The organism is Paraburkholderia sp. BR14320 (assembly GCF_040948665.1).
GTDB lineage: Bacteria > Pseudomonadota > Gammaproteobacteria > Burkholderiales > Burkholderiaceae > Paraburkholderia > Paraburkholderia youngii.
In genome coordinates, this window is record NZ_JBFPKG010000023.1 from 73,674 (window position 1) to 99,702 (window position 26,029).

A 26,029-nucleotide genomic window follows, 5' to 3' on the forward strand; every position below is an offset into this window, starting at 1 on the left:
TCAAACCTCCGTATGCTCGACGACGACTGGTTGCGCGTCGCGCTCGTCACGCCGGACCCTGAAGCAGGTCGCGTAGAGCGCCGGCAGGAAGAACACCGTCAGAACTGTGGCGATGGTGATGCCGCCCATCAGCGCGGTTGCCATCGGGCCAAAGAAGCCCGAGCGAAGCAGTGGAATCAGCGCGAGCACGGCAGCGGCGGCCGTCAGCATGATCGGCCGGAACCGCCGCACGGTCGCGCCGATGATCGCGTCGAAGCGCGGCTGCCCCGCTGCGATGTCCTGGTCGATCTGGTCCACCAGAATCACGGAGTTGCGCATGATGATGCCGAACATCGCGATCACGCCCAGCAACGCGACGAAGCCGAACGGCTTGCCGAACAGCAGCAGCGCGGCCACCACGCCGATCAAGCCAAGCGGCGCGGTCAGCACGACGATGAAGGTTCTTGCGAAGTTTTTCAGCTGGATCATCAGCAACGTCAGCACCGCGATGATCATCAACGGCATTTCCGCGTTGATCGATGTCTGGCCCTTGACGCTCTCTTCCACCGCGCCGCCTACCTCGATCCGGTAACCGACGGGTAATCTGGCGCGCGCAACGGTGAGTGCATGCTCGATGTCGCGCGTCACGTCGATGCCCTGCGCGTCGCCGCGCACGTCGGCCTGCACGGTAATGGTCGGCTGACGGTCGCGCTCCCAGATGACCCCGTATTCCAGCGTGTCGCGGACGTGTCCCAGCGAGCCGAGCGGCACTGGGCCGTTGGGCGTGGGGATCGCCAGGCTCGTGAGCTTTGCGGGATCGACCCGCTCGTTCTTCGGCGCGCGCAGGTCGACGTTGATCAGCTTGTCGCGTTCGCGGTACTGCGTGACCGTGTAGCCGGAAAGCGTCATCGCGAGGAAGCTGGAGACGTCCTGCGAGGTGACGCCAAGCTGGCGCGCCCGATTCTGATCGATCTCGAATGACATTGAACGCTCTGCTGGCTCGTCCCAGTCGAACTGGACGTTACGCGTGCGCGGGTCGGCACGGACCTGCTCCGCCACCGTATCCGCGATCGAGCGCACCGTCGCAATGTCGTCGCCGCTGACGCGGAACTTGATCGGGAAGCCCACGGGCGGACCGTTTTCGAGTCGCGCGACACGCGTACGTACGCCAGAGAAGTCTTTCTCGAGTTTCGCGTCGAGCCAGTGCATCAACTCCTCGCGCGTCTCGACGTCCTTCGCGGTGATGACGAACTGCGCGAAGTTGGGCTGTTGCAGCTGTTGATCGAGCGGCAGATAGAAGCGCGGCGCCCCCGTCCCCACGAAGTCGACGTAATGTTCGATCTCTGACTTGCCATCCAGAACCTTTTCGAGCCGCTTCGCTTCACGCAGCGTCGCCTCGAACGAAGCGCCTTCCGGCAGCCTCAGGTCGACCAGCAGTTCGGGGCGCTCCGAGTTCGGAAAGAACTGCTGCGGCACGCGGGTGAACACCGCCATTGCGATCGCGAACAGCACGGCGGTGACGCCTAGCACCACCCAGCGCCGGTCGATACACCACGTGACCCAGCCCGACAGGCGCCGGTAGAAACCCGTGTTGTAGACATCGTGCTCGTGCGCGTGAGCCGCTCCCTCGTGACCTTTGCGTTCGGGCAGCATATGAAAGCCGAGCAGCGGCACCAGCACGACCGCCGCGAACCACGAGACGATCAGTGCGATCGCCGACACCTCGAAGATCGAGCGCGTGTACTCGCCCGTGCTCGATTTGGCGAGAGCGATCGGCAGAAAGCCAGCGACCGTCACTAGCGTTCCCGTCAACATCGGAAAGGCCGTGCTCGTATAGGCGAAGGCAGCAGCACGCATGCGGCTCCAGCCCTGTTCGAGCTTCACCGCCATCATTTCGACGGCGATGATCGCGTCGTCGACGAGCAGACCGAGCGCCAGCACGAGCGTGCCGAGCGACACCTTGTCCAGGCCAATGCCGAACAGATGCATGCATAGCGCGGTCATCGCCAGCACGATCGGAATCGTGATCACGACGACCATGCCGGTTCTCAGCCCCAGCGAAACGAGGCTGACGACAAGTACGATCGCCACCGCTTCACCGACCGAGCGCACGAACTCGTTGACCGAGTGCTTGACCGCATGGGGCATGCTCGAGACCGGCGCGAGCCTGAGACCCGCGGGAAGCGTCGCCTGCAGTTCGGCGGTCTTTGCGTCGAGCGCCTTGCCGAGGTCGATGACGTCACCGCCCTTTTGCATCGTCACGCCGATGCCGAGCACCGCCTGGCCGCCGGCACGCATCTGCGTGACAGGCGGATCATCGTAGCCACGCTTGATGGCCGCGATGTCGCCGAGGCGGAATGTGCGCTTGTTGACCGTTAGCAGCATGTCCGCGAGCGCCTGTTCGTCCTTGAACGCGCCGCTCGGGCGCACGAACACGCGGTCATCCGCCGTCGTGATGGTACCGACGGGGGCAACGGCATTCTGCGCGTCGATGGCCTGAGCCAATTGCTGCGGCGAAATCGACAGCCGCGTCAGTTGCGCGTTCGAGATCTCGACAAAGATGTGCTGATCGGGGTCGCCAAAGTAGTCGACCTTCGCGACGCCGGGTACGCGCAGCAGCACCGTGCGAAGTTTGTCCGCGTAGTCGTGCAGTTGCGCGGGAGAAAAGCCATCGCCTTCGAGCGCGTAGATGTTCGTGTAGACGTCGCCGAACTCGTCGTTGAAGAACGGGCCAATTGTTCCTTTCGGAAGCGTCGCCGCGATGTCGCCGATTTTTTTACGGACCTGATACCACGTCTCGGGCACATCCTTGACGGGCGCAGAATCTTTCATTGCGAAGAAGATCATCGACTCGCCGGGCCGCGAGTAGCTCTTGATGTTGTCGACATAGGGCGCAGCCTGCAATTGACGGCCGATGCGGTCAGTGATCTGCTCCTGCACTTCGCGCGCGGTCGCGCCCGGCCAGTAAGTCTTGATGACCATGGTGCGGAACGTGAATGGCGGATCTTCCGACTGCGCGAGATGCGTATAGCCGATCACGCCAAACAGCGTGGCGAGGCCGATCAGAAAGATCACGAGCTGCTGGTGCCGCAACGCCCAGGCTGAAAGATTGAAACCGGTTCCGCTTGCGCCTGTCTCGTTCGAGGCACTTACGGGCGCGCTGTCGCGCGCATTTTGCTGGTCACGCGCGTTCATGACGGAAAGTCCTCCGGATGTAGCGGAGGCACCATCTGCACGTGTTGGCCCGAACTCACCGCATGCACGCCTTGCAGTACGACGCGGTCGCCATCGTGCAGACCGGCAGCGATCGATACCGTGCGTTCGCCGTATTGCGCGATCGTGACCGGGCGCAGTTCGAGCGCGTCGCTACCGTTACGGACTACCCACACGGCAGGCTTTTCACCCTGGTGAAAAAGCGCTGTCACCGGCAGCGTAAAGGCCCTACCAGTGCCGCTCTCGCGTGCGTCCTGGAACGCAACGTTGGCCGTCATGCCGAGACGCACTTCGGCAGTGGGTGCGGTCAATGTCAGCTTGACCCGCCATGTGCGGCTTTCCGGATCTGCTGCGGCGGACACCTCGCGCACGGACGCATCGAATGACTTGCCGGGCAGCGCCGACAACGAGACGCTCGCCTTACTGCCGACTCTCAGCGCGTTCACCGTGTTTTCCGACGCGTCGCAGACGATGTCGACGTCGCCCGTCCAGGCGAGGTGGTACACGGCTTGGGTGGCCTGCACGTTCTGGCCAGTATCGGCATCTTCCGACGTGACGACCCCGTCGTGCTCGGCAGTGAGCGTTGCATAGCGGAGATGATCCGTCGCAAGCGCCATCTGTGCGAGAGCGGAATTGCGCTGTGCGAGCGCGGAAGCGTAGGCGTCCTGGGTCTGCTCCAGCTGCGCGGTTGCGATCAGGTTCGCACGGGCCTGCGCCTCGTCACGATCGAGCTGCTGCTTCGCGAACACGAGACGATGCTCGGCAGCGTCGAGTTGCGCGCGCGCGTTGACGAGATTGTTTTGCAGATCGGTCGGATCGAGGAGCGCAACGATTTGTCCCGCCTTCACGGTGTCGCCGATACGCACGCGCCGTTCGATCACTTTGCCGCCGACCCGAAACGACAGCGGTGTGGAATAGCGCGCCTGCACCTGCGCCGGCAACGATGCGTCCGCCGTTCGTCCATCGGGATGAACCACGCGCGCCACGACGGGCTTTGGCTGCGGCACGAGCGCTTCGCGCTGATGGCATGCGCTAAGGAAAAATGCGCTGCACACCATGATGACAACGGGTATCCGGTGCGTTGGCCGGAACAGGGAAGGAAACGAGGAGCGCGCCCGTTTCAGCGCGACAGGACCGGAATGTTTCACGATGTTTACAAGGCAGGTGATGAATCCAGGAAGAAAAGTGACTCGCGCCGACGGGAGCCGTGGTGTGCGTGAGAAGCACGCCTTGTCACCAGCGCAAAAGTCGGAATGCCATCCGATGCGTTACTGATCCGCTTACAACGCTACTGAACGTTGTTCCGAAGCGTTGTGGCGCGTCATCGCGACCGCCAGGCTGCACCTGGCAGCGGGACAGCAGCACCGGATAGTCGCGTCGGCTCATGCCCCCGCGCCCTATATGCACGGGACCCTACGAATCGCGATCCCAGTGCCTGAAGCGCATCAAAGACGATTGCGCTGCGTCCCGCTGCTGCGACGCTAACCGCATGAGGTGACATTAAACCCATGTTTGATATTATTGTCAATCATGACATATAAATCTAAAATCTGATGCAACAGAGAATCGGGAGGCAACGTGCCAGATGTCCGTAACAAGCGTGCAAGCGGTCGGTCGGCGGCGGTCGATGCGCAGATCGCAAGCCGTGAGCCGGTGCTTGGGCAATCGCCCCGTTTAGCCCGACGCAAGCACGAGACTCGAGTCCGGTTGCTGAACGCCACCTTCCGACTAGTGACGGAAAAAGGAATGGACAGCGTCACGATCGGCGAGATCACGGATGCCGCCGACGTGGGTTTCGGGTCTTTCTACAACTACTTCGAATCAAAGGAAGGCATCCTCGCAGCGCTCGTGGACTGGCTCTTCGAAGACTTCGCGAACAGGCTTGACGGAGTCACCACCGGATTGGCCGACCCGGCGGAAGTGATCGCCGTGTCAGTGCGCCATACGCTCCTGCGTGCCTGCCGCGAGCCGGTCTGGGGACAATTCTTGATACGCGAGGGGCTATCTACGCGTGCGTTAAGCACGGGTCTCGGTCAGCGGTTGCTGCGAGATGCGGCAATAGGAATTTCACGAAAGCGCTTCATGATCGCGGATGAGTTGATTTGCGTCGTTTCCGCAATTGGCACTGTGATCGCAGGAGTCGCTGCTGAGCTTGATATGTCAGCATCATCGATGCGGACGGTTCGCCCGCGGAAGGTGTTACGGTCCAAAGTTGACAGGTTTGCCGAACGTACAGCGGCCATCGTCCTGCAGGGGTTTGGCCTCAAACGGCTGGAGGCAGAAAAGATCGCCCGGCGTCCGCTGCCCGCGGCGCCAGAGGATGTAGCCGGCTGAAGTGGAATAGTGCTGCGCCCGGCCGCGAGCGGACCGATTGAGTACGGGCGTCGACCGCTAGGCGTTCCGTCTGCCTGCAGTGCGTATTAGATATCTCGATTCTGTCGGGACGCGCATCCATAGGGAGGATGCTCGCACACCCTCACTCCGGTTGTCTTGCCGGAGCGCGCCGTCCAAGGGCGCGTGGCCGCTACGTGGTCACGCCTGGTAAAACGCACTTGTCAGATAACGGCGACGCAGTTCCCGCAAAGCCGAAGCAAAGACGGCGCTCGCAGGTAGCGCAAGCAGAACACCGAAGAAACCGAAAAGCTTCCCAAAAGCCAATAACGAGAAAATGACCGCCAGCGGATGCAAACCGATACGCTCGCCGACGAGCCGCGGCGTAAGAATAGCGCTTTCGAGAATCTGCCCGACTCCATACACGATAATCACCGCACCGAGGCCATACCAGTCGTGAAATTGCAGCAATGCAGCCAGCAGCGCCATCGTCAGCGCCGTCGCGAATCCGACGTAGGGGATAAAAACGGCAAACGCCGTCAAAAGACCGATCGGCAGCGCGATGGCCAGTCCGGCGAGCGCCAGTGCAACGGGGTAAAACGCTGCGAGTATCGCGACGACAAGCAGTTGCCCCCGCAGATATTGCGACATCATGTGATCGATCTCTGCGACGAAGACGCGCGTCCTTCCTAGCCAGCGCCGCGGCACGAAGCTTTCCAGGCGGGCGAAAGCCTCATGCCTGTCGTAGAGCAAATAAAAGAGCACGAGTGGCACCAGCACTGCATTCCCCACGACAGTGATCATTACATTGCCGCTTGTACCAAGGTACCGCCAAAGGGTGAGAGCAGCGCCCTGCTCGCTTGCGATCAGATGTGCCGCAACCCAATTACGGACACTCGCCAGATCGAGCGAGTAGGTGATTCCCAACCATGCGAGCCGCGGTTTGAGAATGACCTCGAGCTTCGCCGCAAGCGATGGAACCTGTCTTGCGAATTCAGGCACTTCCTCCTGGATGACCAGGAATGCAAGCAAAGCGACCGACGTGATCACCAACGCGAATAGAGAAATCATCAGAAGCGCAGCAAGTCCTCTTGGCGTGCGATGACGTGCAAGCCATTCGACGCCTGGCTGCAGGATGTACGCGATCATTGCTCCGAGAAGAAACGGCGTCAGCACGGCGCGCAGGCTCCAGAGAAGAATGCCGGCCGATAAGGCGACGGCTCCCCAAATGAGCGATTGGCGATGGTAGTTGGTCATGGGTGCACCTTCGGCTGTTCATCACATGGTTGTTCCGATCGCAAGCAGCGGCCTCGGGGATGATGTCCGCGCATCATGGTGCACGGTACACGGCGGTGTGAACGATGCGCTCAATTGTCGGGAACAGTGAGACGGCAAGACGACAGGATGCCTGATCGAACCTAATTGATTCACGCTCGGGACGTCGCGTGATTCGCTTCGAACGACCACTTAACCGATGGTGCGGGCGTTGGACACCCGTAGTTGTGCAGCAACAGCGGCGATCCCCGCTGTTGCGAACGCGATCGTCGCTTCGATTGCGCCATCGGTAATTTACCGTTTGCCGTTGTATCGGGCACATGGAGTGCCGGCTGGGCACTTCCAACGCAAACCAACCCGCATAGTTGATATTATGATCACTTATGCTAACGAAGTCAACTTCGAATCGCTTGCTGGCAGGTGACCCTATTAAGTCTGCGCTCCCAATCCGCAACTGTCATCCTGGCAGCAGTTGTTTTTGGCTGGCGACGCCGGAACGACGAAGCTCAAGGAATATCGCCGACCGCGGCGCTGCTGATCCCTCGCATCATGGTCGACGAATGAACCGGCCCGGTGGGGCCGTGGCGACACGCTGACCATACTTGCGGAGCGATCGTCGCGTCGAACCTGCAATGCGCGAACATGCGAGTCACCTTCAATGTCCTCAGAAAATGTTTCGCCGATGAGGGACCACCTGCCGCCCGGCACCACACGCGTCGGCCCGACGACATGGACGTCGAAATTTCCACGTCAGTCACCAGTTCGCGGTAAAGGAGGGGGTCGGCCGGGTCGCAATCGCGGGCGATGCCGCCCATATCCATTCGCCCGTCCGCGCGGGGGATGAACCTCGGCATCGAGGACACCAGGGGCTTCGCGCACTGCGCAGCCGACTTTCTGGCGAACCAGCCGGGGCGCCTCGAGGACCACGGGCGGCTTCGCCACGCCGTACATGCAAAGGTCGCGAGCCACATCAGGCTCCTGATGGAACTCGCGCGCGACCGGCCGAAGCTCGTCGGCCTCCTGCGCGACAACCTGATACCGGGGCTCACGAAGTTTGGTCCGTCGGCGCACGCCGTGGTGGCGTTGCTGACCGGGCTCGATCCCGACGTGCGCCTGCACTGAGCGGCGTGGAAATGGGAGAACTGGATGGCGAACCATAAGCGGACGCCTCTGTTCTCTCTCGAACAAGTCGCAGCCATGATCGAACGAGCCTTGCACGTGGCTGAGTTTGAATCACGGCAAACGAGGTATGACGGTGTCGGAAAACTCGCCCTGGTCACACAGGATTGCTGCCCGCGCTGAACGCAGCCCGAACTTCGTTCACCGTCTGTTCAGGCGCTTGCAGATGCGGAAAGTGGCCGAGTTCAGGGAGGACCGAAAGCTTCAGACCGCTACGGTCGGCGTACTCAACGCCCATTTCCTTCTTGATGTAGATATCCTGCTCGCCCCACACAACCTTAACGCGGACCTTCAGCTTGGCCATATTGGCTTCGAAGTAGTCCTGGTCGCGGGTGAAGCAGGAGTAGTAATGGAAGAAGGCGTCTGCCGACGTGACATCACCGTCCCACCCTTTCGCCATATCGTCCCTGAACTCCTGCGGCAACACGTAGCGCTCCTCCGCCGACATGCCGCGGAAGAATGTGTTTGCCAGGATTTCGTCACGGTTCCTGTTCATCGCGGCACGCACGGCGTCGGACGAAGGCTTTGACTTCAGGCCCTGCAGGCTTTCGTACATGTACTGGGGGCGGTTGAACGGGGCAAAGTCGCCCACAATGATCTCCCTGGCGATCTCCGGTTGCTCCAATGCCGCCAGCAGCGCAGGCAGGGCCCCGATATCGGTTGCATAAATCACCAGATTCGAACTGTCGATGCCGGACGTACGGATATAGTCAGCCAGCACACGCGCATAATCCTTCGGCGCGTAGCCGAAGCGATCAGCGCCGGGACGCGAAGACTGCCCGTAGCCAGGCCAGTCGAACGCATGCACCTCGTAGTCGCTGGACAGGGATTCGGCAATCGGTTTCCACGCATACATCGTCTCCGGGAAGCCGTGCAGGAACAGCACCGTACCTTTTGGATGCGCAGGCCGATAGACCATATGACGCAGCCTGATGTCGGGATTGATCTGCAACTCGCCGACTTCAACTTTCGGCGCCGACGAGGGTGATGCCGGCACAACCTGGCATGCGGAAACGCCGACAGCTACTGCGGGGAAGACCGTCGCCTTCGTTACTAGTTTGAACATGATCGTCACTCTCGTTTAGTGCGAAATTGCGCCAGCCAAAGGCGCTTCGTTGCTTCGGAATTCCTCGGGGCGCCCCAAGGCGGCGGCGCAGCAGCCCTGTACGCTCCAGAGCTTTCTACTGGGGCGAAGGCGGATTCAAAAGCTTGCCCAATGGCTTTAATGGGCCTATTGGGAACAGCGAGAATGTCATCAAGTGCGCTTTCCCCAATGGAAGTGCCTCGAGCATTTCATCCGCTTGACTCACGTCGGTAACGTTCAAAATGAACGCCACCCCAGCCCGGTCTTGCAGTGAATACCACTGATCAATCCTGCCCTCCAGGTAGAGTTGCGCCGTCTCGCGAGCTTCGGACGGAAGAATGTGTTGGACAAGCTGCATGTCCGTGCCCGGCGGAAAGGTGCCAATCGCCAGTATCTTCGTGGTCGGCGTGGATGGCATCGGAGTGGTGTGCGCCATGGAAACTCCAGCGGAAGCGATCAGCACAGTGGCTGTCGTCGAATTAAGAAGAAGCCGTTTCATCGCACGGCATCGAACACCGTCTATGAATGCGGTTTTCAGCCGCTCGATCAGACCGGTCGTGCGATAGCGTTCGCGTACGTCATCATGAGCATCTGTCATCGAGAAGTGGCTCCAGTGCAACCGTCCTCGTGTGAGGCCGGGCTCGATACCGTATTCAGTGCCGCCGCTTCAGGTCCGCTCAGATAGCGATCCCGGAAGCGCTCGTCGACCCGCTCCCACATCAGTTTCGAAAACAGCAGCACCGCATTGAGCGGGCGATGACTAATGACCACGGACTCCGTCTCGCCTTGCTCGTTCATGTGGGCGACGACCACCGTCTCGATCGGCACGCCCTGGATCTGCGAGCGATAGGACTCCATATACAAACCATCGCCAATCGCGCCCTTGTAGCTGTGTTGCTGGAATTCGTAGGGCGAGACCGCGTGTTTGATCACGGAGAGAATATCGGCCCGTCCTTCGATCGGACGCTTCAGGACGGTGGCCTCAAGCGTCGCGTTTTCAGCGAGGTTCGTCAGCCAGAGCGGCGGACCGCCTGCGGGTGCCATAACGGGGGCTGTGTCGTTGAATTTCATGCTGGGCGCTCCAGTGATGATTTGCTCGCGATGCCTGCGCTGGCGGCATCGAGCGCGGCTTCGAGCGTGATGCGCGCTTTTTCGAGGCGGCGTCGCGCAAGCCGTGCAACGCCTGCGCCGCGCTCCGACTCGCCCGCCAGCAGCGCATGAATATCGGGCAGCATCCAGATCGCACCGCGCGTGCCCCAGGCGCCATCGGGTATCTCGGTTGGGAAGACCCAGACGCGCGGCGCGACGTCGTCGAACGGCCGGTTCTCCGCGCGCGCCACCGCTTCCGTGACCTGCCTGACGAGGAAGCGCCGCGATTCGTCGGTGTATTGCCCCTCGGGTGCGGACGGGATGATCCGGTAGCGGATCGTGTTCGTGCGTTCACCTCCGACGTAGATCGCAGCAGGCCGATGAAGATGGAATACAGTGACACGCTGTGCGATCTCACTGGCGGGATCGTACCCTTCGGCCCTGATGAGGATATCGGTCAGTTCCTTGACGAGGCGGGCTTCGGCCTCGGGCGTCAAGGCGTCCTCGGGCCACAGTGCGTCGATCATCGGCATGGTGCTGCTCCTGCTTTCGGTTCATGGGATGTCGCCATGATCGGGGTTTACCGGTTCGGCCAAAAGTGGCAGCATCGCCATTATTCGTGGAATTTCGGACACACTTATGGCTATCGTGCGCGTCTGGGTTTATGACGGAATCCTCGCGTCCGGCGTCGCGGGCCCCGTCGACGTCTTGAGCGCGGCCAATCAGTTCCATGCGCGCAAAACTGCACCGCGCACGACATCCACACCCATGTTCGTGTGGCGCGTGGAATCGCTCGACGGGCGTCCCGTTACGGCTGCATCGGGTCAAACCATTCAGGTCGACGGAAAGATCGACCCGCGCAAACGGGCAGACGCCGTCTTGCTGACGGCACCGTTTTTCTCGAACATCGACGAGTTCATCGGGCGCCGCGAGCAGTTGAACGAACTGTCTGCCGCGCTGCGGCGCCAACGCAAGGCAGGCGCTGTTCTGGCGGCTTATTGCACGGCGAATTACCTGCTCGCCGAGGCCGGCCTGCTGGATGGCCGCGCCGCAACGACGCACTGGGCGAGAGCGTCGGACTTCGCGCGCCGCTATCCGCGCGTCGAAGTTCGCGCAAACGAACTGCTGATCGCGCAAGACGGCATCATCTCGGGAGGCTCCGTGACCTCGTATCTGAATCTCGCTGTGCGGCTCGTTGAAACATTCGCCGGCGAAGAACTCGCTACGATGACCGCGAAGGCGCTATTGATCGACATGAACCGGACGTCGCAGGCTTCCTTCGCAACGCTTCTCGACGAACATGGACATACCGACACGCTCGTCGCGCGCGCCCAGCAGCAGATGGAAGCTACACTGCAGCAGGGATTCCGGTTGAGCGATCTGGCGGCATCGCTTGCTGTCAGCGAACGCACGCTCAATCGCCGTTTCAAGGAAGCCGTCGGGCTGGCTCCGTTGACGTATTTGCAAAACCTGCGTATCGAGGTCGCGAAACGCCTGCTGGAAACGCGCCCAATTGGACTCGAGGCGGTAAGCCAACGTGTCGGCTATGGCGATATCAGCACATTTCGACAACTGTTCAAGCGCAAGACCGGATTGTCTCCAGGCGAATATCGAATGCGGTCTTCGCGTGGCGCGAAGAATAGGGAAGCCGATCCGGACAGCAAAGGCGGCTGACCCGTCATCACGTCACGTCACGCCACCCAAGTGGTCACTCCCCCTCTCGCCCCCATCCCGTTTGGTATCCGAATGTATCTGCAAACAGACTGGATACGCGCCCTTACACGCATCTAACTTTCAGACACAAACGGGATACCTTCATCCGGTCAAATACGCGATCGCGAACCGGACGCCGGGTCGCAAGCCTACGAGCACGCATCACTTCGTGAAGCTGCACGTCGAACACTTCACGCGCAGCGCGACACTCAATTCAAGGCAGGAGATCGATTCCATGTCACAAGACACCCCCCAATCCTCATCGCGTCGACAGTTCGTGGGCATGGCCGCCGCGGCGCTCGCCGCGGGCTCGCTGAGCCGCCTCGCCTTCGCAGATACGAACCCGGAAGTCGGCAAAATCGTGGAACCCGCGAACGGCGAAAAGACCGCGATACGCCCGTTCCATGTTCATGTCCCCGACTCGCAGCTCGCCGACATGCGGCGTCGCATCAAGGCCACGCGCTGGCCGGATCGTGAGACGGTATCCGACGAATCGCAGGGTATTCAGCTCGCCACCATTCAGGGGCTCGCGCAATACTGGGCGACCGGGTATGACTGGCGCAAATGCGAAGCGCGCCTGAATTCGTATCCGCAGTTTGTCACCGAGATCGACGGACTCGATATCCATTTCATCCATGTGCGCTCGAAGCACGACAACGCGATGCCGTTGATCGTGACGCACGGCTGGCCCGGCTCGGTGATCGAACAGTTCAAGATCATCGATCCGCTCGTCAATCCGACTGCGTATGGCGCGCCGGCTTCGGATGCGTTTCATCTCGTGATTCCATCATTGCCCGGTTATGGTTTTTCAGCGAGACCTACCACAACGGGCTGGGGTCCGGAGCGCACCGCCCGTGCGTGGGTCACGTTGATGAAGCGGCTCGGATATCAGCGTTTTGCATCGCAGGGAGGCGATCTCGGCGGCATTGTGACGAACATTATGGCCAAACAGGCGCCGCCCGAATTGATGGGCATTCACGTGAACTTCCCTGCTTCGGTTCCCGCAGAGGTTCTGAAGTCGCTTGCCGCGGGCGACGCCATGCCTGCCGGCTTATCGGACGAAGAGCAGCACGCGTATGAGCAGTTAAGCGCCAACTTCAAGAAAAAACGCGGCTACGCGTTCGAGATGGGCACACGCCCGCAGACCTTGTACGGACTCGCAGACTCGCCGGTCGCGCTGGCATCGTGGCTGCTCGATCATGGCGATGGATACGGCCAGCCCGCTGCGGCGTTGAGCGCTGCCGTGCTCGGTCATCCCGTCAACGGTCATTCCGCAGGCGCGCTAACCCGTGACGACGTACTCGACGACATCACACTCTATTGGCTCACCAATACCGGGGTTTCGGCGGCGCGCTTCTATTGGGAATCGCACGCGAACTTCTTTCTCGCGGCCGACGTCAGTGTGCCTGCCGCTGTGAGCGCGTTTCCCGGAGAAAATTACCAGGCGCCGAAGAGCTGGACAGAAAAGGCGTATCACAACCTGATTTACTTCAACAAGCCCGAAACGGGCGGGCACTTCGCGGCGTGGGAAGAACCGATGATCTTCGCGCATGAAGTGCGCGCCGGGTTAAGGCCTTTGCGCGCGTAAAGTGCGAAACGCTCTGACGCATGCGCCGGAGGCACAGCGGTCGCCAGCAGCATCGCTGCCAATAGCACGCTGGCCCTGCGGATGAAACCGCCGCGCCGGCAGTGCGCGGCGACTCCAGATTGTGGTACCCAGCGCACCGCAAGCAGAACACCGTCAGAAAGGCCACCATCCGTTACCGCCGCTGCGATCGTCATCGCTGTCCGGCCTGCCATGCTCATGAGCGTGATCGCCGGATTCCCGCTTGAAGTCGAACAGATCGAACAGGTCACCGATCGCAGGCGCGTTCACCGGCACGTATGGGTTATTGCTGCGTTGGATCGGATTTGGCAGGTTGTCACGACTACGACCGGTGATCGGCGGCAACCCCCAGTTGCGCTCAATGAATTTGACCACTGATGCGTGATCGGAGTAGCTGTGGGAAATGCGTCCTCCGGTCGAGTACTTCGATACTGCGATCATCGGGATGCGCGAACCATCGCCAAAATAGTCAATGGGTTGAACATAGCCTGAATCGTAGTAGCCGCCGCCCTCGTCCGTGGTGATCAGGATCGCCGTCGTGGCCCATAGCTTCGGGTCACTCTTCACCGCATCGACCAGTTTCCTCACGAACGCCTCGTAAAGTCCAAACTTCGACGATGTCGGATGTCCATCAAGCAAGCCGCCCGGCTTTACAAACGATACAGCTGGCAGATTGCCCGCGCCGATGTCCGCATACAGGTCCGGCAAATCTGCAAGATGCGTGTCCCGCACCTGCTGGTTCGTCATGATCGACGTCTCGTACAGGAACGGATTGCAGATATTGCAGTAAACGCTTTTGGTCGGATCCTTGATGAAGCTCTGCCAGCCTTCCCCGTAATACTTCCAGGGGATGTTGCGATCGAGCAACGTGTCCCCGATGGTGCGCACCGGTGACGGCGGGATCGTGAAAGGCGACTTTGACCTGTCGAGTACCGTGCCGTCGCCGTTATAACCAGGGTTGTAGTTGTTCAGCAGGTAATAGTGCTTTGGCGCGCAGTTCGCCTTGGGGTCATAGGGCAACGATTCGAGGTAACGAAGGATCGGCCCGACACCCGGCTGGCCCGGGTCCGAACAGTTGCTATAGCTGCCGCCCGAGTAGCCATCCTGGGTGTACCAGTTGTTGGTGCCGGCCAACGGATCGGGATTTTCAATCTGATCCGAAGGTGGCGTTGCCGCGTTGCCGTTGCCGTCGGTGTAGTAGTACGCATCAGCGGCGCCGATCATGATGCTGTTGGCCCCCGTACCGCCCATCACCGGTTGGTGATAGTTGTCGCTCATCGCGTATTGCCGCGCCAGTTGCGTGAAGTACGGCATGTCGCCATTGTTCACGTTGTAAAAGCCGAGCGCATTGGAGCCTTCACCGGTGTTCTGATCGCTAAAAGGCGTCGGTTGCGGCTTACCGTTGCTGCCCGCGCCGATGGTGGTCTCGACCCACGCAAACAGGTCGCCCAGACAGCCACTTGGATTCTCGCGGCTCGCATGCTCGACGGCACAGTCCGCCTGCTGCCAGGCCTGATAGAAGCGGTGCACCGGACCGCCCATGTACGCATCATAGAGCGGAGGCTGCAACAGATACGGACCGCTCAGCAACGCATTGTAGTTGGCCACCCGAGAATCCTCTGCATCCGCCGGCAGCCCTGTCGCGCCGGTCAATAGTTGATCGATGTCGGACGCTTCGAGTGCCGCCCCTTCGGCCTGCGCGGCCGCATCGTGAGTCGCGAATGGTGGCGGGCTCGCATCGCTCGCGGCAGTCGGTGCCCCGCCTGTGTTGGGCGCCGGCAGCGACCCGTACGGCGTTTTATTCGACGGGGCCAGCGCGAATTTGGCCGGTCCAATCAGTTGCGCCTGATATTGCTGCGCCTTCACGAAGTTTGGCCCAGGGGAGCCATCCGCATTGACGATGCCGCGCGACAGCAGGTTCCACACTGATTGGCCTTGCGCGGGTTGATAGGTGCCGAAAACGTGGTCAAACGTTCGGTTTTCGCCGACAACAATGATCACATGCTTGATCGGCGTCAGTGTTCGCGTCGTTCGATCGTTGCCTGCCGCAGACACGCCGGCGGGCAACGTAGCGAACGCTAAAGCGGCCACTCCCGCGAAAGCTGCGATCGAAAGTCGTACGCATGCCTTGTTGCATCGTTGTGACAGTTGGGACCTCACCATTTGCCGTCTCCTTACCGTTGACTACAACGGTAAGACCTTAGAGCCGTTCCATGAAGCTGGAGAGTCGCTGGCATTACAGAGGGCTGTCGTCGGGTGCGTCAACCCGTTGGACAAAGGTTCAGACGCCGGCTCCGTATTGCAACCGTTCCTTGGCTTTTCGACACGGACGCCGCTATCGTCTATCTCAATCAGCTGTCCACGGTATGTGTCGAGGGCGACGGGGACAACCCAGTCGCGTCCCGTAGCAGTTTCACGATGCCCAGATTCGCCGGCTACCCGTGTCAGACCAGCAAAAGCATGTCGTAGGCCTCATCGCGCTCGGGGACCTTGCAGCATCCGCGGAGGGCGGAGTCTCTTCGACGCTTTCCGCCGTTTCCTCGCCTTCGACGCGCGCCCCCTGACGCGTCACTGAAAGACGGCGAGCAATCCGGCGATGATCGACATCGCCGCAATCATTTGACCTTCCTCTCCTGCAATACTCGCGACTTCGAATTGCTACTCGCTAGCCTGGAACATTCCCGCTCGCGATCCTGGCTAACCCTTTCATGCCGGAGCTCAGTTTCGCCCTCCCTGGACGTCTAATGCGCGACATCCGTGTGCATCCACGGAAGACGACACGGCGTCGCGCGTGCCGGGGCATCGCAGACTGAGCAATGATCCTCTTACTGCCTTCTGTGGGCGGCTCGTGCTCTCAGTTGATGCAGCGGCAGCGCCGTGAAACGCAGGTCACCGACATAGAACGTGCCGAATTTCTCTGCCTGATTAAATGCGAGCCTCGGCTATGCGATCGAAGGGCCTGGCGGAGAACGCTTCGCCTATCTGACCGACACGATCGGCTTGCCGCCTTCCACGCCGGAGTGGCTGCAGGGATGGGGGGCGTTTTCGCTGGCTCTCGACTGTTCGTTCCCGCCAAAGGCCCAGCCGGCCCACAACGACTGGAATACCGCTTGTGCGCTGGTCAAGCAGCTTCGGCCAGTGCGTGCATGGATGACTCATGCATCCCATACGCTCGACGCGTGGTTATTGGAGCAATCAGAGAACGTCATGCCAGAAGGCGTTTAGATCGCGCAGGACTGGCCCAGCACGACGGGCAGACCTTCCGCACCGTTGCTCGTGCTGCTGGCGCTCGCACTGCCCGGTCCGGTTGCCGCCGCGATCTGGTGGGTCAAGGGACGCGAAACGCGGAATATTTCGCTGGAGGAAGGTAGCGATGATGCGTTGACGGAAGCCACACCGCAGCAAAATTTCCGGCCGCGCGAAGCGTAGACGCCTGAAAGTCAAAGGGCTGCAGAGAAATCTCTGCAGTCTTTTTTTCATTTTGGTTTCGGAGTGGCCGCTGTCGCTTCGCGCAACAACGTTGTGGTTCTGGTGTACGGATTGATACGTCCACGGAACGCTGCATTGCAAAGGCCCCGCAATCGTGCACTGTGAAATCGGAGGCTCAATTCGACTCCACGGTCGCCGGTCGCGTGGTCGTATCCTCTAATCCACGTTTTCGCGGAGACAGCCGTTCGGCCAAAGCCGACGCTCGTGCGTCGACGCTGACATGCCTGCTTTCGGTTGGTCACCAGTCGTTCGCCGAGAAGCGACGACGAACGGCCGCTACCAAGCTAAACGAATGCGTACTCACGACCCCGGAGCCGCCGTTGGGCGTACTCAAAGTCACATGACCGCTTGGGAGCGCCCAGCCGCCATCGAGCGCGCGCGGTGTGGCCTGTGTTCACCCATGGCCGCCATGGATGATGTTGCACCGAGCTCTTAAACGCCAGGCGTAACGAGTCTTAGGAAGCCATCAGGCGCAACGGGTCCAAATGCGTTGCCACATCCGGTCCATTCTGCGCCGCTGAAACTGGAACTGAAGGCTCTGTGCGTATTTCATCAATAAGGGCAAACGGTGTGCCGCTCCGGTGACGGATGCGCTGCGGACATTTGCTGCTCCACCAGCGATGCGGTTCGCTGCTTCGGGACCGTAACGCGCTAGCGTAGATCGGTAGTCATGCTTTCCCACTATCCCCGGCTCCGGAGCCATGCTTCGCAGGCATGCGGGTAAGCCTGGAAAGTCTTTTTCCGTTGCGAGCTGAAACGTTACTCTACATGCACGAGTTAGAGCATTTCACACACGCCGCACGACGTCACCGTCGCCGTCGCGTAACTCACGTCCAGTGACGGGAGCTGCATATTAAGCAATAGGTATTGCGCGCTCCCCTGGAATCGAAGCTCTCTCTGCGTTGCGTTTGACATCAACTTACCTAACTGGAGCCGCAAAATGAACCAACCCGTCGTTCTGATCACCGGCGCCCTCACGGGCATCGGCCGCGCAACCGCTTTTGCATTCGCCCGCGTGGGCGCACGCCTCGTCGTGTCGGGCCGCCGCGCCACGGAAGGTTCGGCGCTTGAAGCCGAATTGCGCGAAGCAGGCGCACAAGCTTTCTTCGTGCAGGCTGACGTACGCCGCGACGAAGACGTCCGTCACCTCGTCGACGAAACCGTTGCTCGCTTCGGCCGGCTCGACGTTGCAGTCAACAATGCGGGCACGGAAGGCAAACCGGGACCTGTGGTCGATCAGACTGCCGAGAGCTACGCTGATACCTTCGACACCAACGTGCTCGGCACGTTGCTGAGTCTCAAGCACGAACTGCGCGTGATGACCGCACAGCAAGCTGGCAGCATCATCAACATATCCTCGACTTATGGTCATGAGGGTGCGGCCTTCGCTTCGGTGTATGCGGGCAGCAAGCATGCTGTGGAAGGGATCACGAAATCGGCTGCGCTCGAGGCCGCTTCGGCGCGAGTTCGCGTCAACGCCGTTGCTCCTGGCCCCACTGACACAGGCATGTTGGACCGATTCACCGGCACGCCGGAAAACAAGGCCTCGCTCGCGGCAACGGTTCCACTCGCACGAATCGGTAGGCCTAACGACATCGCCGCGGCGGTGCTCTACCTGGCGAATGACGGTGCTGCGTTTGTCACAGGGCAGATCCTCACCGTCGATGGCGGCAAGACAGCGGGTTGAGCTTTCAGCGCGGATTTGGGCTTCCTGCTGAACCGGCGAAGCCCTCCATATAAGCGACACTTCTGGATGGAATCATCAATGAACACCGATCTCACCTTTTTTGAATCGAAGGCCTCCCCGAACTCTCGCCGGGTTCGCATCTTTCTTGCCGAGAAGGGCATCGAATTTCCTACTAAAGCGCTGGACCTCGGCGCCAAAGAGCAATTCTCCGATGCCTACGTTGCGATCAACCCTCGCCGCCAGGTCCCCACGCTCGTGCTGCGAGACGGCACAGCGATTGGCGAAGTCCCGGCAATCTGGCGTTACATCGAGGAGGCCTACCCCGACAGGCCCGCATTGCTGGGCACGACGCCAACTACGAAGGCGCTCGTCACGATGTGGGAACGACGTGCCGAGCTGGACGGATTCTCAGCAGTGATGGAGGGCGTCAGAAACGCCGTTGCCGGGTTGAAAGGTCGGGCGCTGTCGGGCCCGCATGCGTACGAGCAGATCCCCGAAATCGTCGAGCGCAGCAAGCTGCGCGTCGCGCACTTCTTTGCCGATTTCAATGACCGTCTCAAGACAGTGCCATTCGTCGCGGGCGACGCATTCTCGGTGGCTGACATTACTACGCTGGTCTCAATCGACTTCGCGGCGGGCGGCATGAAGCTGAGCATTCCCGCGGGCTTCGACGCACTGCAAGCGTGGTACGACAAAGTCAACGCACGTCCGTCGTCGAAGGCATGACGGCCCGCAAGGTAGCCTGCCGTGACCGATGCCGTGCGCTTAGTATCTCCGTGGCCGGCTTCTGTGATTCGCCTCACGGCCGGTAAGCGTCGGGCCCGCCGCGCGAATGTCACCCGCATCCGCAGACTGCTGCGTCGCGGGAAAGATGGCATTGAGCGCGGCTTTCGCGTCACCTTTCATGTGTCGGAGCCGGGCAAGGCTCAACGAGCAACGCGACTGCCACGCAAGGAATCCGTGTTTCTGGGCCATCTGAAGAGCATCGGTCAAAATCGATTCGGCCGCCGGTATCGCTTCGTCGCCCCGGATTGCGACCAGTACCTCCGCCTTCGCTCTCCATAACTCAGGCAGAGCGCACCTGTCGTCGGTCCGAATCGCGCGGGCTACCGACGCGTCGATGACTTCGGCCGCCTCGGAAATCATGCCTCGCCGGCACAGCGCCTCGGCCAGCGCTGTGATGTAGGGCGACAGCGACACATAGAAGCGCTTCGATCCAATGTTCGTCATCGCCGGGGAGATCGTCCGGGCGAAGGCGGTAGTGTCGCCCGCATGCAGATCGAGCAGGCCTCGCCACATCTGCGTACGGGCGCGCCACGTCGAAATACTGTGGCGCCGCGTTTCTCCCTCGAGAGATGCGACGGCCTCCTCAAGCGCGGTCGCGTCGCCGCATAACACGGCAAGCGTGCAAACGGCTTCGCTCAGCGCATAACAGATCGAAACAGGATGATCGAACTCTCGCGCATCTTCGAGCGACTGTCGTGCAGCCAGTCGTGCCTGATCCACTTCGCCCACGAACCACAGCGTGAGTGCGAGCGATGCGTGCGACAGCATTTTCTCATCGTAAAGGAAGCGCATCCGTTCTGCGCGCGCCAGCGACGTACGATCGCACGATGCGCGTTGCAGGTTCGCAAGCGCACCCGGCAGATCACCTCTGAACAGATGCGACAGGCCGGTCAGACGATAGGCGGCAAGGCGATCGCATGTGCATGAGGAGGCCGCTGCGAGCTCATTAAAGTGTTGAGCGAGCGGCACAGCCAGCACATATTCACCGTTGAGGTAGTGGCACATCCATCGCCCCCACATGCCCAACAGTTGATAATCTGAATTACCGACCCGCGCCGCGATTTTCACAGCCGAATCGAAGGCGTCACTTGTGCTGGACGCAACGGTATGGCAAAGCAAACACATCCCTCGTGCCGCATGAAGCTTCATCTGCCGCTCGTCTATCTGAGCGCCCTCTACCGACAGCCACTCGAGCGCCCTGTCCACTTTCTCGAGGCACTCCTGAAGCAGGGCAAGATGCATCAGAAACGGAATGCTGGCGACCGTGAGTTCGACCGCAAGCGTCATGTCCCCTTCAGCACTGAAGCACCACAGCATCGCGGCGCGAAGGTCATCCAGATGCGGCACGTAGCCGTCTTTCCAATCGACGTCGGCCCGTAGCTCCGTCTGCCGCTCGGCGGCCCGGAAAATCTCAAGGAAGTAGCGTGCGTGCCGCTTCGACCATTCGTCCATCGTATTACTCGCACGTAGCTTCTCCCGCGCGTATGCGCGAGTTGATTCGAGCAGCCGATACCGGACGTTGCCACTACCCGAGGCCACCGAAACAAGCGATTTGTCGACGAGCTGCATCAAAGCCGTGACAACTGCGTCCGGCGCAAGCGCTGCGCAACTCGCCATTTCCTGCGCGGACCTCACGCTTCCGAGCGACATACTGGACTCAGTTTAGTCTGACATTAAGCTTGGTCTACTTCTGGCCAGCTATCCCGCGCAGGCCACAGCTTCTGGCGTGCAACCTGCCGTAGTGCACGTCACCGCTTGATCTGGTCGATGCGCGACAGAAACGTCGACAGGATCGCTGAGCGGTTGTTCCGGTTATAGCCGACCACAAGCTCGATACTTGGCGGTTCGCCCTTGAGCGGTCGGCTTGTCACCGACCAGGGCAGCAGTTTCTCGGCATAGGAGGGCAGCAAGGCAACGCCTCTCGTCGAGGCGATTAGCGACATCGCCATCGTCAGGTTGTGCACGCGATGCGCGGGGTCGATGGCGACGTCGTTTGTCGACAGATAGTTCTCGATCGCGCCGCGCATGGGACCGGCCACGTCTGAGCCGCCTATGAATAATTCACCCGCCAGTTCGTGCACGTCGATCTCATCGAAGGCCGCAAGGCGATGGTCGCTTGGCATCAGCACGACGAACGGCTCGCGTGCGACCGTCACGTACTCGAGGTCGGGTCGGTTGGCTTCGGCACGCATGAAGGCGACGTCCAGCCGTCCCGTCGACAATCCCTCTGCGAGTTCAGGGGAGTGCTCGCTCGAAACCGTCATTTCGATGCTCTGCAGATCGCTCGCGAGCACGCGAGTCGCTTCCCCAAGCCAGGTCACTTCCTGTCCGCTCAGGAAGCCAACAGCAAACGTCGGCTTGGACGGTCGCGCCGCCCGCCGCGCTGCCTCGCACGCCGCATCGACTTGTGCAAGGGCGAGGCGGGTATGGTCCAGAAATGCCTTGCCAGCGTCGGTCAGTTCGATGCCACGCGCGCTGCGCACGAACAGTTGCGCACCTACTTCGTATTCAAGGTCTCTGATCTGCCGGCTCAGAGACGGCTGGGACGTGTACAGCCGACGTTCCGCCGCGACGGTCAGGCTGCCCTCTTCGGCCACGGCGACGAAATAACGAAGATGACGCAGTTCCATACACGCGTTCCTTTTAGTCATGCCTGACAGGTATGGGGGTCAGCTTACAAAGTCTTTTTCGCGCGGACAAGTGGCGACTATCGTTCGATCACATCAGCCGGACGAAACCCTCCCTCGCCTCAACGTCAGTTATCTGCTGGAAGGACGATCATGAACACCCTGACAGGAAAGACCGCGCTCGTCACCGGCGCTTCCCGTGGCATCGGGCGCGCCACTGCGCTTGCGCTCGCGCAGGCAGGCGCTCAAATCATCGTTCACTATGGCCGCGGTGCGCGTGAGGCCAAGGCCGTCGTCGCCGAAATCACTTCGGCGGGCAGCCGTGCCCATGCCATCCAGGCAGATCTGGCCGAATTCGACGGGCCGCACAGGCTCGCGCGCCATGTCCGGGCAATCGTTGGTGAACGGCTCGACATCCTCGTTTCCAACGCTGGCATCGCGAAGGCAGCCTCGCTCGAGGAAACAGGCGTCGAAGATTTCGACGAACTGTTCGCAGTCAACGTCCGCGCTCCGTATTTTCTCGTTCAGCAATTGCTGCCGATCATGTGCAAGGGCAGCAGCGTCACGCTGCTTTCGTCGCTCGCGGCCCATGCGGCCGTCGGCGAACTATCGGCCTACTCGGCCACGAAAGGCGCCGTGGACACCCTTGTGCGCCAATTCGCGGATGACCTCGGACCGCGCGGCATCCGTGTGAACGCAGTCGCACCCGGCGTGGTGCAAACCGACATGTCGAGCTTCACCCGCACCGACGAAGGCCGCGACATGACGCTCGGCCTACAGGCCATCAAACGGCTCGCCGAACCCGATGATATCGCCGCTGCGATCACCTTCCTCGCCTCCGACCAGGCCAGACGGACAACCGGCGCGACGCTCAATGTGGACGGCGGCTCGAAGCTCTGAGCGAGTCGACCGCGACGCCGCCATTTCGGCAATCCAATTCGATTCACGCACCGGGATATATCAATGTCGCAAACTACCTCAATACAGCCCCCGCGCACGCGAAACTGGCTCGCGGTTCTTTCGGTCGCACTCAGCGCGACCGTGTTCTGCACCACGGAATTCCTTCCCGTCGGGCTGCTGCGTTACATCAGCCAGGGACTGGGCGTCAGCGAAGGAACCGCCGGCATCATGGTCACGGCGCCGGGGCTGCTGGCCGCCATCGCCGCGCCGTTTCTTACGGTAGCGGTCGGACGTTTCGACCGTCGGCGCGTGCTACTCGCCCTGGGCCTGCTGCTCGTAATCTCCAATCTGACGGCCATGCTGGCGCCGAACTTCACGATTCTCATCGCGGCCCGTGCGCTGTTCGGATTCGGAATCGGCGGATTCTGGGCTATCAGTGTGGGGCTCGGCGCCCGGCTCGTGCCGGAGAACCATGTCGGTCGGGCCACATCGCTGATTTTCGCGGGCGTCTCGCTCGGCATGCTGATCGGCGGCCCGGCCGGGGCACTGATCGGGGACCTGGCTGGTTGGCGTACCGCATTTGGCGCAGCGCTCGCGCTGTCCGTTGCCGCGCTGCTGGCCCAGTGGGTTTCGTTGCCGTCCCTACACGTAGAGCATCGGGTAAGCACACGCGATCTGCTCGGCATCTTCGGTACGCGACCGGCACGCATCGGGCTGATCGCGATGACGCTGGCCCTATGCGGACAGTTTGCGACCTATACGTATATCACTCCGTTCCTCGCAACGGTGTCGGGATTTGGCGGCAAGGTCATCTCGTTGCTGCTGCTCGGCTACACGTTCATCGGGCTGCTCGGTAATTTCATCGGTGGTTCATCCGCGCAACGGAACGTCAGGACCACGCTCATCGCGAGCATCCTGTTTATCGCATTGCCGCTCGCCATGCTTCCCGCACTCGGCACCAGTCGGCCGTCGGTGCTGGTCGCGCTGGCCGTGTGGGGAACCGCGTACGGCGCCATGCCCGTCGCACTGCAGATGTGGATGGCGCAGGCAACCCGCGAAGTCCGCGAAGGTGGCATGGCGCTGTTCGTAGCCAATTTCCAGATCTCGATTGCACTGGGTTCGTTCGTCGGCGGCCGGATCGTCGACGGGTTGGGTCTCTTCAATGCAATGTACTTCGGTGCCGGACTCGCCTTGGTTTCGATCCTGACGCTCGCGCTGACCGGCGGGCATCCTCGCAGGATTGACGAGCCCGCGACCACCTGAACTATTCCAGCGGGCTGCGACCGCGCGGCCCGCTGCCCTCCGCTTTCCGACCAGGAGTTGATCATGCACACAACGCATCCGCAGGGCAAACCCGTCAAGATTCCGGGCCCCGACCATCCCATCACCATCGAGCGCCATCCGTCGAGGATCGTCATCAAGGCCGGTGGCAAGGTGATCGTCGATACCCGTGATGCGCTGACGCTGCGCGAGGCGCGCTACCCGGCTGTGATCTACGTCCCGCGCGAGGACGTCGAGATGAAGCTGCTCGAGCGCACCGACCATGCCACCTACTGCCCATACAAGGGCGACTGCGCCTACTTCTCGATCCCGTCGGCCGGCGAACCAGGCATCAATGCCGTCTGGACCTATGAGGAGCCTTACGCAGCCGTTGCACCAATCCGCGAGCGTCTGGCTTTCTACCCCGACCGTGTCGACGCCATCGAGGAACTGCCCGTCGACGCGATTTCCGATTGATTCCGTTTCCTGCACAGAACTCTACCCGACCGGAGAAGCAGCATGAATAACGCACCCGTTGTACTGATCACCGGCGCACTGTCCGGTATTGGCCGCGCCACGGCCTTCGTCTTTGCCCGCGAAAAAGCCCGCGTTGTGCTCGCCGGGCGCAGGGCTGAAGTCGGCGAGAAGCTCGCTGAAGAACTGCGCGCAACCGGCGTCGAAGCCGAATTCATCCAGGCAGACGTTCGCCATGAAGAGCAGATCGAAGCGCTAGTCAAAGGCACCGTCGCACGCTTTGGTCAACTCGACATCGCCGTCAACGCGGCCGGCGTCGAAGGGGAGTCGGGCCCGATCGCCGAGCAGACGCCCGAGCGCTACGCCGCCGTCTTCGACGCCAATGTGCTCGGCACCCTGCTCGCGATGAAGCACGAGCTGCGCGTGATGACGGCCCAACAGCGCGGCAGCATCGTCAACGTGTCGTCGACGATGGGCTTGCGCGGCGCTGCTGGCATGTCTATCTACACCGCCAGCAAGCATGCCGTCGAAGGCCTCACGAAGTCCGCTGCATTGGAAGCCGCTGCCTCCGGCGTGCGCGTGAATGCCGTCGCGCCCGGCCCCATCGATACGGAGATGCTCACCCGGCTGACCGGCTCCAGCGAACGCAAGGCCGCCATGCTGTCGAGCGTTCCGCTCAAACGCGCCGGAACGCCCGAGGAAATCGCCGAGGCCATCGCTTTCGTCGGTTCGGGCAAGGCCAGCTATATGACCGGCGAAGTCCTGCGCGTCAACGGCGGCAGGACCGCATGAACCCGTCAGATGGGATGACAACACCATGTCCGCAAACCATACGCCCCAATTTGACGATCTACCCCCGGTCATGAAGGAAGTCCGGACGCGGCCGCTGTTCGTGGTCCGTCTTGGCGTCAAGCCAATCGTGACGGTCGGTCAGACACCGGGCGCCTTGCGCCGCGTCGGCATCGTTGAGTCCGGCACATTCGGAGGCGACCGGCTCACCGGTACCGTGCTCGACGGCAGTAACGACTGGCAGACCGTGCGCGGCGATACCGGCACGACGCACGATGTGCGCCTCACGCTGCGCACCGACGACGGCGTCAACCTGCTGATGTCATACCACGGCGTCCGGCATGGTCCGGCCGACGTGATCCAACGCCTGGAACATGGAGAAGTCGTCGACCCCGCAAGTTACTACTTCCGCATCAACCCAATGTTCGAGGCGCCAGCCGGGCGCTACGAATGGCCTAACGGCATTCAGGCCATCGGCCTCGGCCACCGCTTCGCCTACGGCCCCGTCTACAGCGTATTCGAAGTGCTCTGATTCTCACTGGAGAACA

The 26,029-nt window shown here is 61.3% G+C and carries 23 protein-coding genes and 1 pseudogene; 14 read left to right on the plus strand and 10 right to left on the minus strand.

The annotated features are described in order from the left end of the window. A complete protein-coding gene (locus AB3X89_RS21470; protein ID WP_368585054.1) occupies positions 1-3,174 on the minus strand; it encodes an efflux RND transporter permease subunit in 3,174 nt (1,057 codons plus the stop codon). Then, positions 3,171-4,250, minus strand: coding sequence for an efflux RND transporter periplasmic adaptor subunit (locus tag AB3X89_RS21475; protein ID WP_368585055.1), 1,080 nt, complete (start codon positions 4,248-4,250; stop codon positions 3,171-3,173). Before AB3X89_RS21475 ends, AB3X89_RS21470 begins: the two co-directional genes overlap by 4 nt. A gap of 520 nt (positions 4,251-4,770) precedes the next feature. On the opposite strand from AB3X89_RS21475, the gene AB3X89_RS21480 reads away from it, so the two are divergent. Next, positions 4,771-5,526 carry a TetR/AcrR family transcriptional regulator gene (locus AB3X89_RS21480; protein WP_368585056.1) on the plus strand — a complete coding sequence of 252 codons (756 nt, stop codon included), beginning with the start codon at positions 4,771-4,773 and terminating at the stop codon, positions 5,524-5,526. Between the two features lie 198 nt (positions 5,527-5,724). Here the strand turns inward: AB3X89_RS21480 and AB3X89_RS21485 are convergent, their stop codons facing one another. After that, on the minus strand, positions 5,725-6,780 hold the full coding sequence (locus AB3X89_RS21485; protein WP_368585057.1) for an AI-2E family transporter: 1,056 nt from the start codon (positions 6,778-6,780) through the stop codon (positions 5,725-5,727). An 858-nt stretch (positions 6,781-7,638) separates the two neighbouring features. Here AB3X89_RS21485 and AB3X89_RS21490 point away from each other — a divergent pair. Further along, a complete protein-coding gene (locus tag AB3X89_RS21490; RefSeq protein WP_368585058.1) occupies positions 7,639-7,920 on the plus strand; it encodes a hypothetical protein in 282 nt (93 codons plus the stop codon). Positions 7,921-8,074: 154 nt separating this feature from the next. Here the strand turns inward: AB3X89_RS21490 and AB3X89_RS21495 are convergent, their stop codons facing one another. The 4 genes from AB3X89_RS21495 to AB3X89_RS21510 form a co-directional block, all read right to left on the minus strand. After that, positions 8,075-9,043 (minus strand): alpha/beta fold hydrolase, encoded by a 969-nt coding sequence (locus AB3X89_RS21495; RefSeq protein WP_368585059.1) that lies wholly within the window; start codon positions 9,041-9,043, stop codon positions 8,075-8,077. Positions 9,044-9,158: 115 nt separating this feature from the next. Continuing rightward, positions 9,159-9,659, minus strand: coding sequence for a hypothetical protein (locus AB3X89_RS21500; protein WP_368585060.1), 501 nt, complete (start codon positions 9,657-9,659; stop codon positions 9,159-9,161). Continuing rightward, positions 9,656-10,132 carry a hypothetical protein gene (locus AB3X89_RS21505; RefSeq protein ID WP_368585061.1) on the minus strand — a complete coding sequence of 159 codons (477 nt, stop codon included), beginning with the start codon at positions 10,130-10,132 and terminating at the stop codon, positions 9,656-9,658. Before AB3X89_RS21505 ends, AB3X89_RS21500 begins: the two co-directional genes overlap by 4 nt. After that, positions 10,129-10,683: a Tautomerase enzyme gene (locus tag AB3X89_RS21510; RefSeq protein ID WP_368585062.1), complete on the minus strand. Its 555-nt coding sequence runs from the start codon at positions 10,681-10,683 to the stop codon at positions 10,129-10,131. The genes AB3X89_RS21505 and AB3X89_RS21510 overlap by 4 nt, the downstream gene beginning before the upstream one ends. A gap of 106 nt (positions 10,684-10,789) precedes the next feature. On the opposite strand from AB3X89_RS21510, the gene AB3X89_RS21515 reads away from it, so the two are divergent. Together AB3X89_RS21515 and AB3X89_RS21520 are read left to right on the plus strand one after the other, a co-directional pair. Next, on the plus strand, positions 10,790-11,824 hold the full coding sequence (locus AB3X89_RS21515) for a GlxA family transcriptional regulator (RefSeq protein WP_368585063.1): 1,035 nt from the start codon (positions 10,790-10,792) through the stop codon (positions 11,822-11,824). A gap of 274 nt (positions 11,825-12,098) precedes the next feature. Next, complete coding sequence (locus AB3X89_RS21520; protein ID WP_368585064.1) at positions 12,099-13,451, plus strand: alpha/beta fold hydrolase; 1,353 nt, start codon at positions 12,099-12,101, stop codon at positions 13,449-13,451. A gap of 153 nt (positions 13,452-13,604) precedes the next feature. Here AB3X89_RS21520 and AB3X89_RS21525 read toward each other — a convergent pair whose 3' ends face one another. After that, positions 13,605-15,536, minus strand: a complete 1,932-nt coding sequence (locus AB3X89_RS21525) for an alkaline phosphatase family protein (protein WP_368585065.1) — start codon at positions 15,534-15,536, stop codon at positions 13,605-13,607. 350 nt (positions 15,537-15,886) lie between these two features. Between AB3X89_RS21525 and AB3X89_RS21530 the strand changes: the two are divergent. From AB3X89_RS21530 to AB3X89_RS21550, 5 genes and pseudogenes are all read left to right on the plus strand, one after another. Beyond that, positions 15,887-16,033, plus strand: a pseudogene (locus tag AB3X89_RS21530) (CBS domain-containing protein); the annotation flags it as partial. A 430-nt stretch (positions 16,034-16,463) separates the two neighbouring features. Further along, a complete protein-coding gene (locus AB3X89_RS21535; protein WP_368585092.1) occupies positions 16,464-16,694 on the plus strand; it encodes a hypothetical protein in 231 nt (76 codons plus the stop codon). Between the two features lie 51 nt (positions 16,695-16,745). Next, on the plus strand, positions 16,746-16,898 hold the full coding sequence (locus AB3X89_RS21540; RefSeq protein WP_368585066.1) for a hypothetical protein: 153 nt from the start codon (positions 16,746-16,748) through the stop codon (positions 16,896-16,898). A 1,000-nt stretch (positions 16,899-17,898) separates the two neighbouring features. Next, entirely contained in the window at positions 17,899-18,645 is a 747-nt protein-coding gene (locus AB3X89_RS21545) for an SDR family NAD(P)-dependent oxidoreductase (protein WP_368585067.1), read from the plus strand. 78 nt (positions 18,646-18,723) lie between these two features. Beyond that, positions 18,724-19,371 carry a glutathione S-transferase family protein gene (locus AB3X89_RS21550; RefSeq protein ID WP_368585068.1) on the plus strand — a complete coding sequence of 216 codons (648 nt, stop codon included), beginning with the start codon at positions 18,724-18,726 and terminating at the stop codon, positions 19,369-19,371. 39 nt (positions 19,372-19,410) lie between these two features. On the opposite strand, the gene AB3X89_RS21555 is transcribed toward AB3X89_RS21550, so the two are convergent. Together AB3X89_RS21555 and AB3X89_RS21560 are read right to left on the minus strand one after the other, a co-directional pair. Continuing rightward, positions 19,411-21,081: a hypothetical protein gene (locus AB3X89_RS21555; RefSeq protein WP_368585069.1), complete on the minus strand. Its 1,671-nt coding sequence runs from the start codon at positions 21,079-21,081 to the stop codon at positions 19,411-19,413. Positions 21,082-21,179: 98 nt separating this feature from the next. Further along, a complete protein-coding gene (locus AB3X89_RS21560) occupies positions 21,180-22,061 on the minus strand; it encodes a LysR family transcriptional regulator (RefSeq protein WP_368585070.1) in 882 nt (293 codons plus the stop codon). Positions 22,062-22,211: 150 nt separating this feature from the next. Here AB3X89_RS21560 and AB3X89_RS21565 point away from each other — a divergent pair, with 150 nt between their 5' ends. The 5 genes from AB3X89_RS21565 to AB3X89_RS21585 all read left to right on the plus strand — a co-directional run bounded on the left by AB3X89_RS21565 (position 22,212) and on the right by AB3X89_RS21585 (position 26,013). After that, on the plus strand, positions 22,212-22,958 hold the full coding sequence (locus AB3X89_RS21565) for an SDR family NAD(P)-dependent oxidoreductase (RefSeq protein WP_368585071.1): 747 nt from the start codon (positions 22,212-22,214) through the stop codon (positions 22,956-22,958). A gap of 63 nt (positions 22,959-23,021) precedes the next feature. After that, on the plus strand, positions 23,022-24,221 hold the full coding sequence (locus AB3X89_RS21570) for an MFS transporter (protein WP_368585072.1): 1,200 nt from the start codon (positions 23,022-23,024) through the stop codon (positions 24,219-24,221). A gap of 63 nt (positions 24,222-24,284) precedes the next feature. Then, positions 24,285-24,695, plus strand: coding sequence for a DUF427 domain-containing protein (locus tag AB3X89_RS21575; RefSeq protein WP_368585073.1), 411 nt, complete (start codon positions 24,285-24,287; stop codon positions 24,693-24,695). A 42-nt stretch (positions 24,696-24,737) separates the two neighbouring features. Further along, positions 24,738-25,484 carry an SDR family NAD(P)-dependent oxidoreductase gene (locus tag AB3X89_RS21580; protein WP_368585074.1) on the plus strand — a complete coding sequence of 249 codons (747 nt, stop codon included), beginning with the start codon at positions 24,738-24,740 and terminating at the stop codon, positions 25,482-25,484. A 25-nt stretch (positions 25,485-25,509) separates the two neighbouring features. Next, entirely contained in the window at positions 25,510-26,013 is a 504-nt protein-coding gene (locus AB3X89_RS21585; protein ID WP_368585075.1) for a DUF3237 domain-containing protein, read from the plus strand. Positions 26,014-26,029 lie beyond the last annotated feature (16 nt).

Bases quoted from the DNA above. Each gene is read 5' to 3' on its own strand.
- AB3X89_RS21475 (WP_368585055.1), bottom strand. From the start codon at position 4,250: ATGGTGTGCAGCGCATTTTTCCTTAGCGCATGCCATCAGCGCGAAGCG.
- AB3X89_RS21495 (WP_368585059.1), bottom strand. From the start codon at position 9,043: ATGTTCAAACTAGTAACGAAGGCGACGGTCTTCCCCGCAGTAGCTGTC.
- AB3X89_RS21470 (WP_368585054.1), bottom strand. From the start codon at position 3,174: ATGAACGCGCGTGACCAGCAAAATGCGCGCGACAGCGCGCCCGTAAGT.
- AB3X89_RS21510 (WP_368585062.1), bottom strand. From the start codon at position 10,683: ATGCCGATGATCGACGCACTGTGGCCCGAGGACGCCTTGACGCCCGAG.
- AB3X89_RS21520 (WP_368585064.1), top strand. From the start codon at position 12,099: ATGTCACAAGACACCCCCCAATCCTCATCGCGTCGACAGTTCGTGGGC.
- AB3X89_RS21550 (WP_368585068.1), top strand. From the start codon at position 18,724: ATGAACACCGATCTCACCTTTTTTGAATCGAAGGCCTCCCCGAACTCT.
- AB3X89_RS21485 (WP_368585057.1), bottom strand. From the start codon at position 6,780: ATGACCAACTACCATCGCCAATCGCTCATTTGGGGAGCCGTCGCCTTA.
- AB3X89_RS21580 (WP_368585074.1), top strand. From the start codon at position 24,738: ATGAATAACGCACCCGTTGTACTGATCACCGGCGCACTGTCCGGTATT.
- AB3X89_RS21500 (WP_368585060.1), bottom strand. From the start codon at position 9,659: ATGACAGATGCTCATGATGACGTACGCGAACGCTATCGCACGACCGGT.
- AB3X89_RS21490 (WP_368585058.1), top strand. From the start codon at position 7,639: ATGAACCTCGGCATCGAGGACACCAGGGGCTTCGCGCACTGCGCAGCC.
- AB3X89_RS21585 (WP_368585075.1), top strand. From the start codon at position 25,510: ATGTCCGCAAACCATACGCCCCAATTTGACGATCTACCCCCGGTCATG.
- AB3X89_RS21555 (WP_368585069.1), bottom strand. From the start codon at position 21,081: ATGTCGCTCGGAAGCGTGAGGTCCGCGCAGGAAATGGCGAGTTGCGCA.
- AB3X89_RS21575 (WP_368585073.1), top strand. From the start codon at position 24,285: ATGCACACAACGCATCCGCAGGGCAAACCCGTCAAGATTCCGGGCCCC.
- AB3X89_RS21505 (WP_368585061.1), bottom strand. From the start codon at position 10,132: ATGAAATTCAACGACACAGCCCCCGTTATGGCACCCGCAGGCGGTCCG.
- AB3X89_RS21565 (WP_368585071.1), top strand. From the start codon at position 22,212: ATGAACACCCTGACAGGAAAGACCGCGCTCGTCACCGGCGCTTCCCGT.
- AB3X89_RS21560 (WP_368585070.1), bottom strand. From the start codon at position 22,061: ATGGAACTGCGTCATCTTCGTTATTTCGTCGCCGTGGCCGAAGAGGGC.
- AB3X89_RS21545 (WP_368585067.1), top strand. From the start codon at position 17,899: ATGAACCAACCCGTCGTTCTGATCACCGGCGCCCTCACGGGCATCGGC.
- AB3X89_RS21570 (WP_368585072.1), top strand. From the start codon at position 23,022: ATGTCGCAAACTACCTCAATACAGCCCCCGCGCACGCGAAACTGGCTC.
- AB3X89_RS21515 (WP_368585063.1), top strand. From the start codon at position 10,790: ATGGCTATCGTGCGCGTCTGGGTTTATGACGGAATCCTCGCGTCCGGC.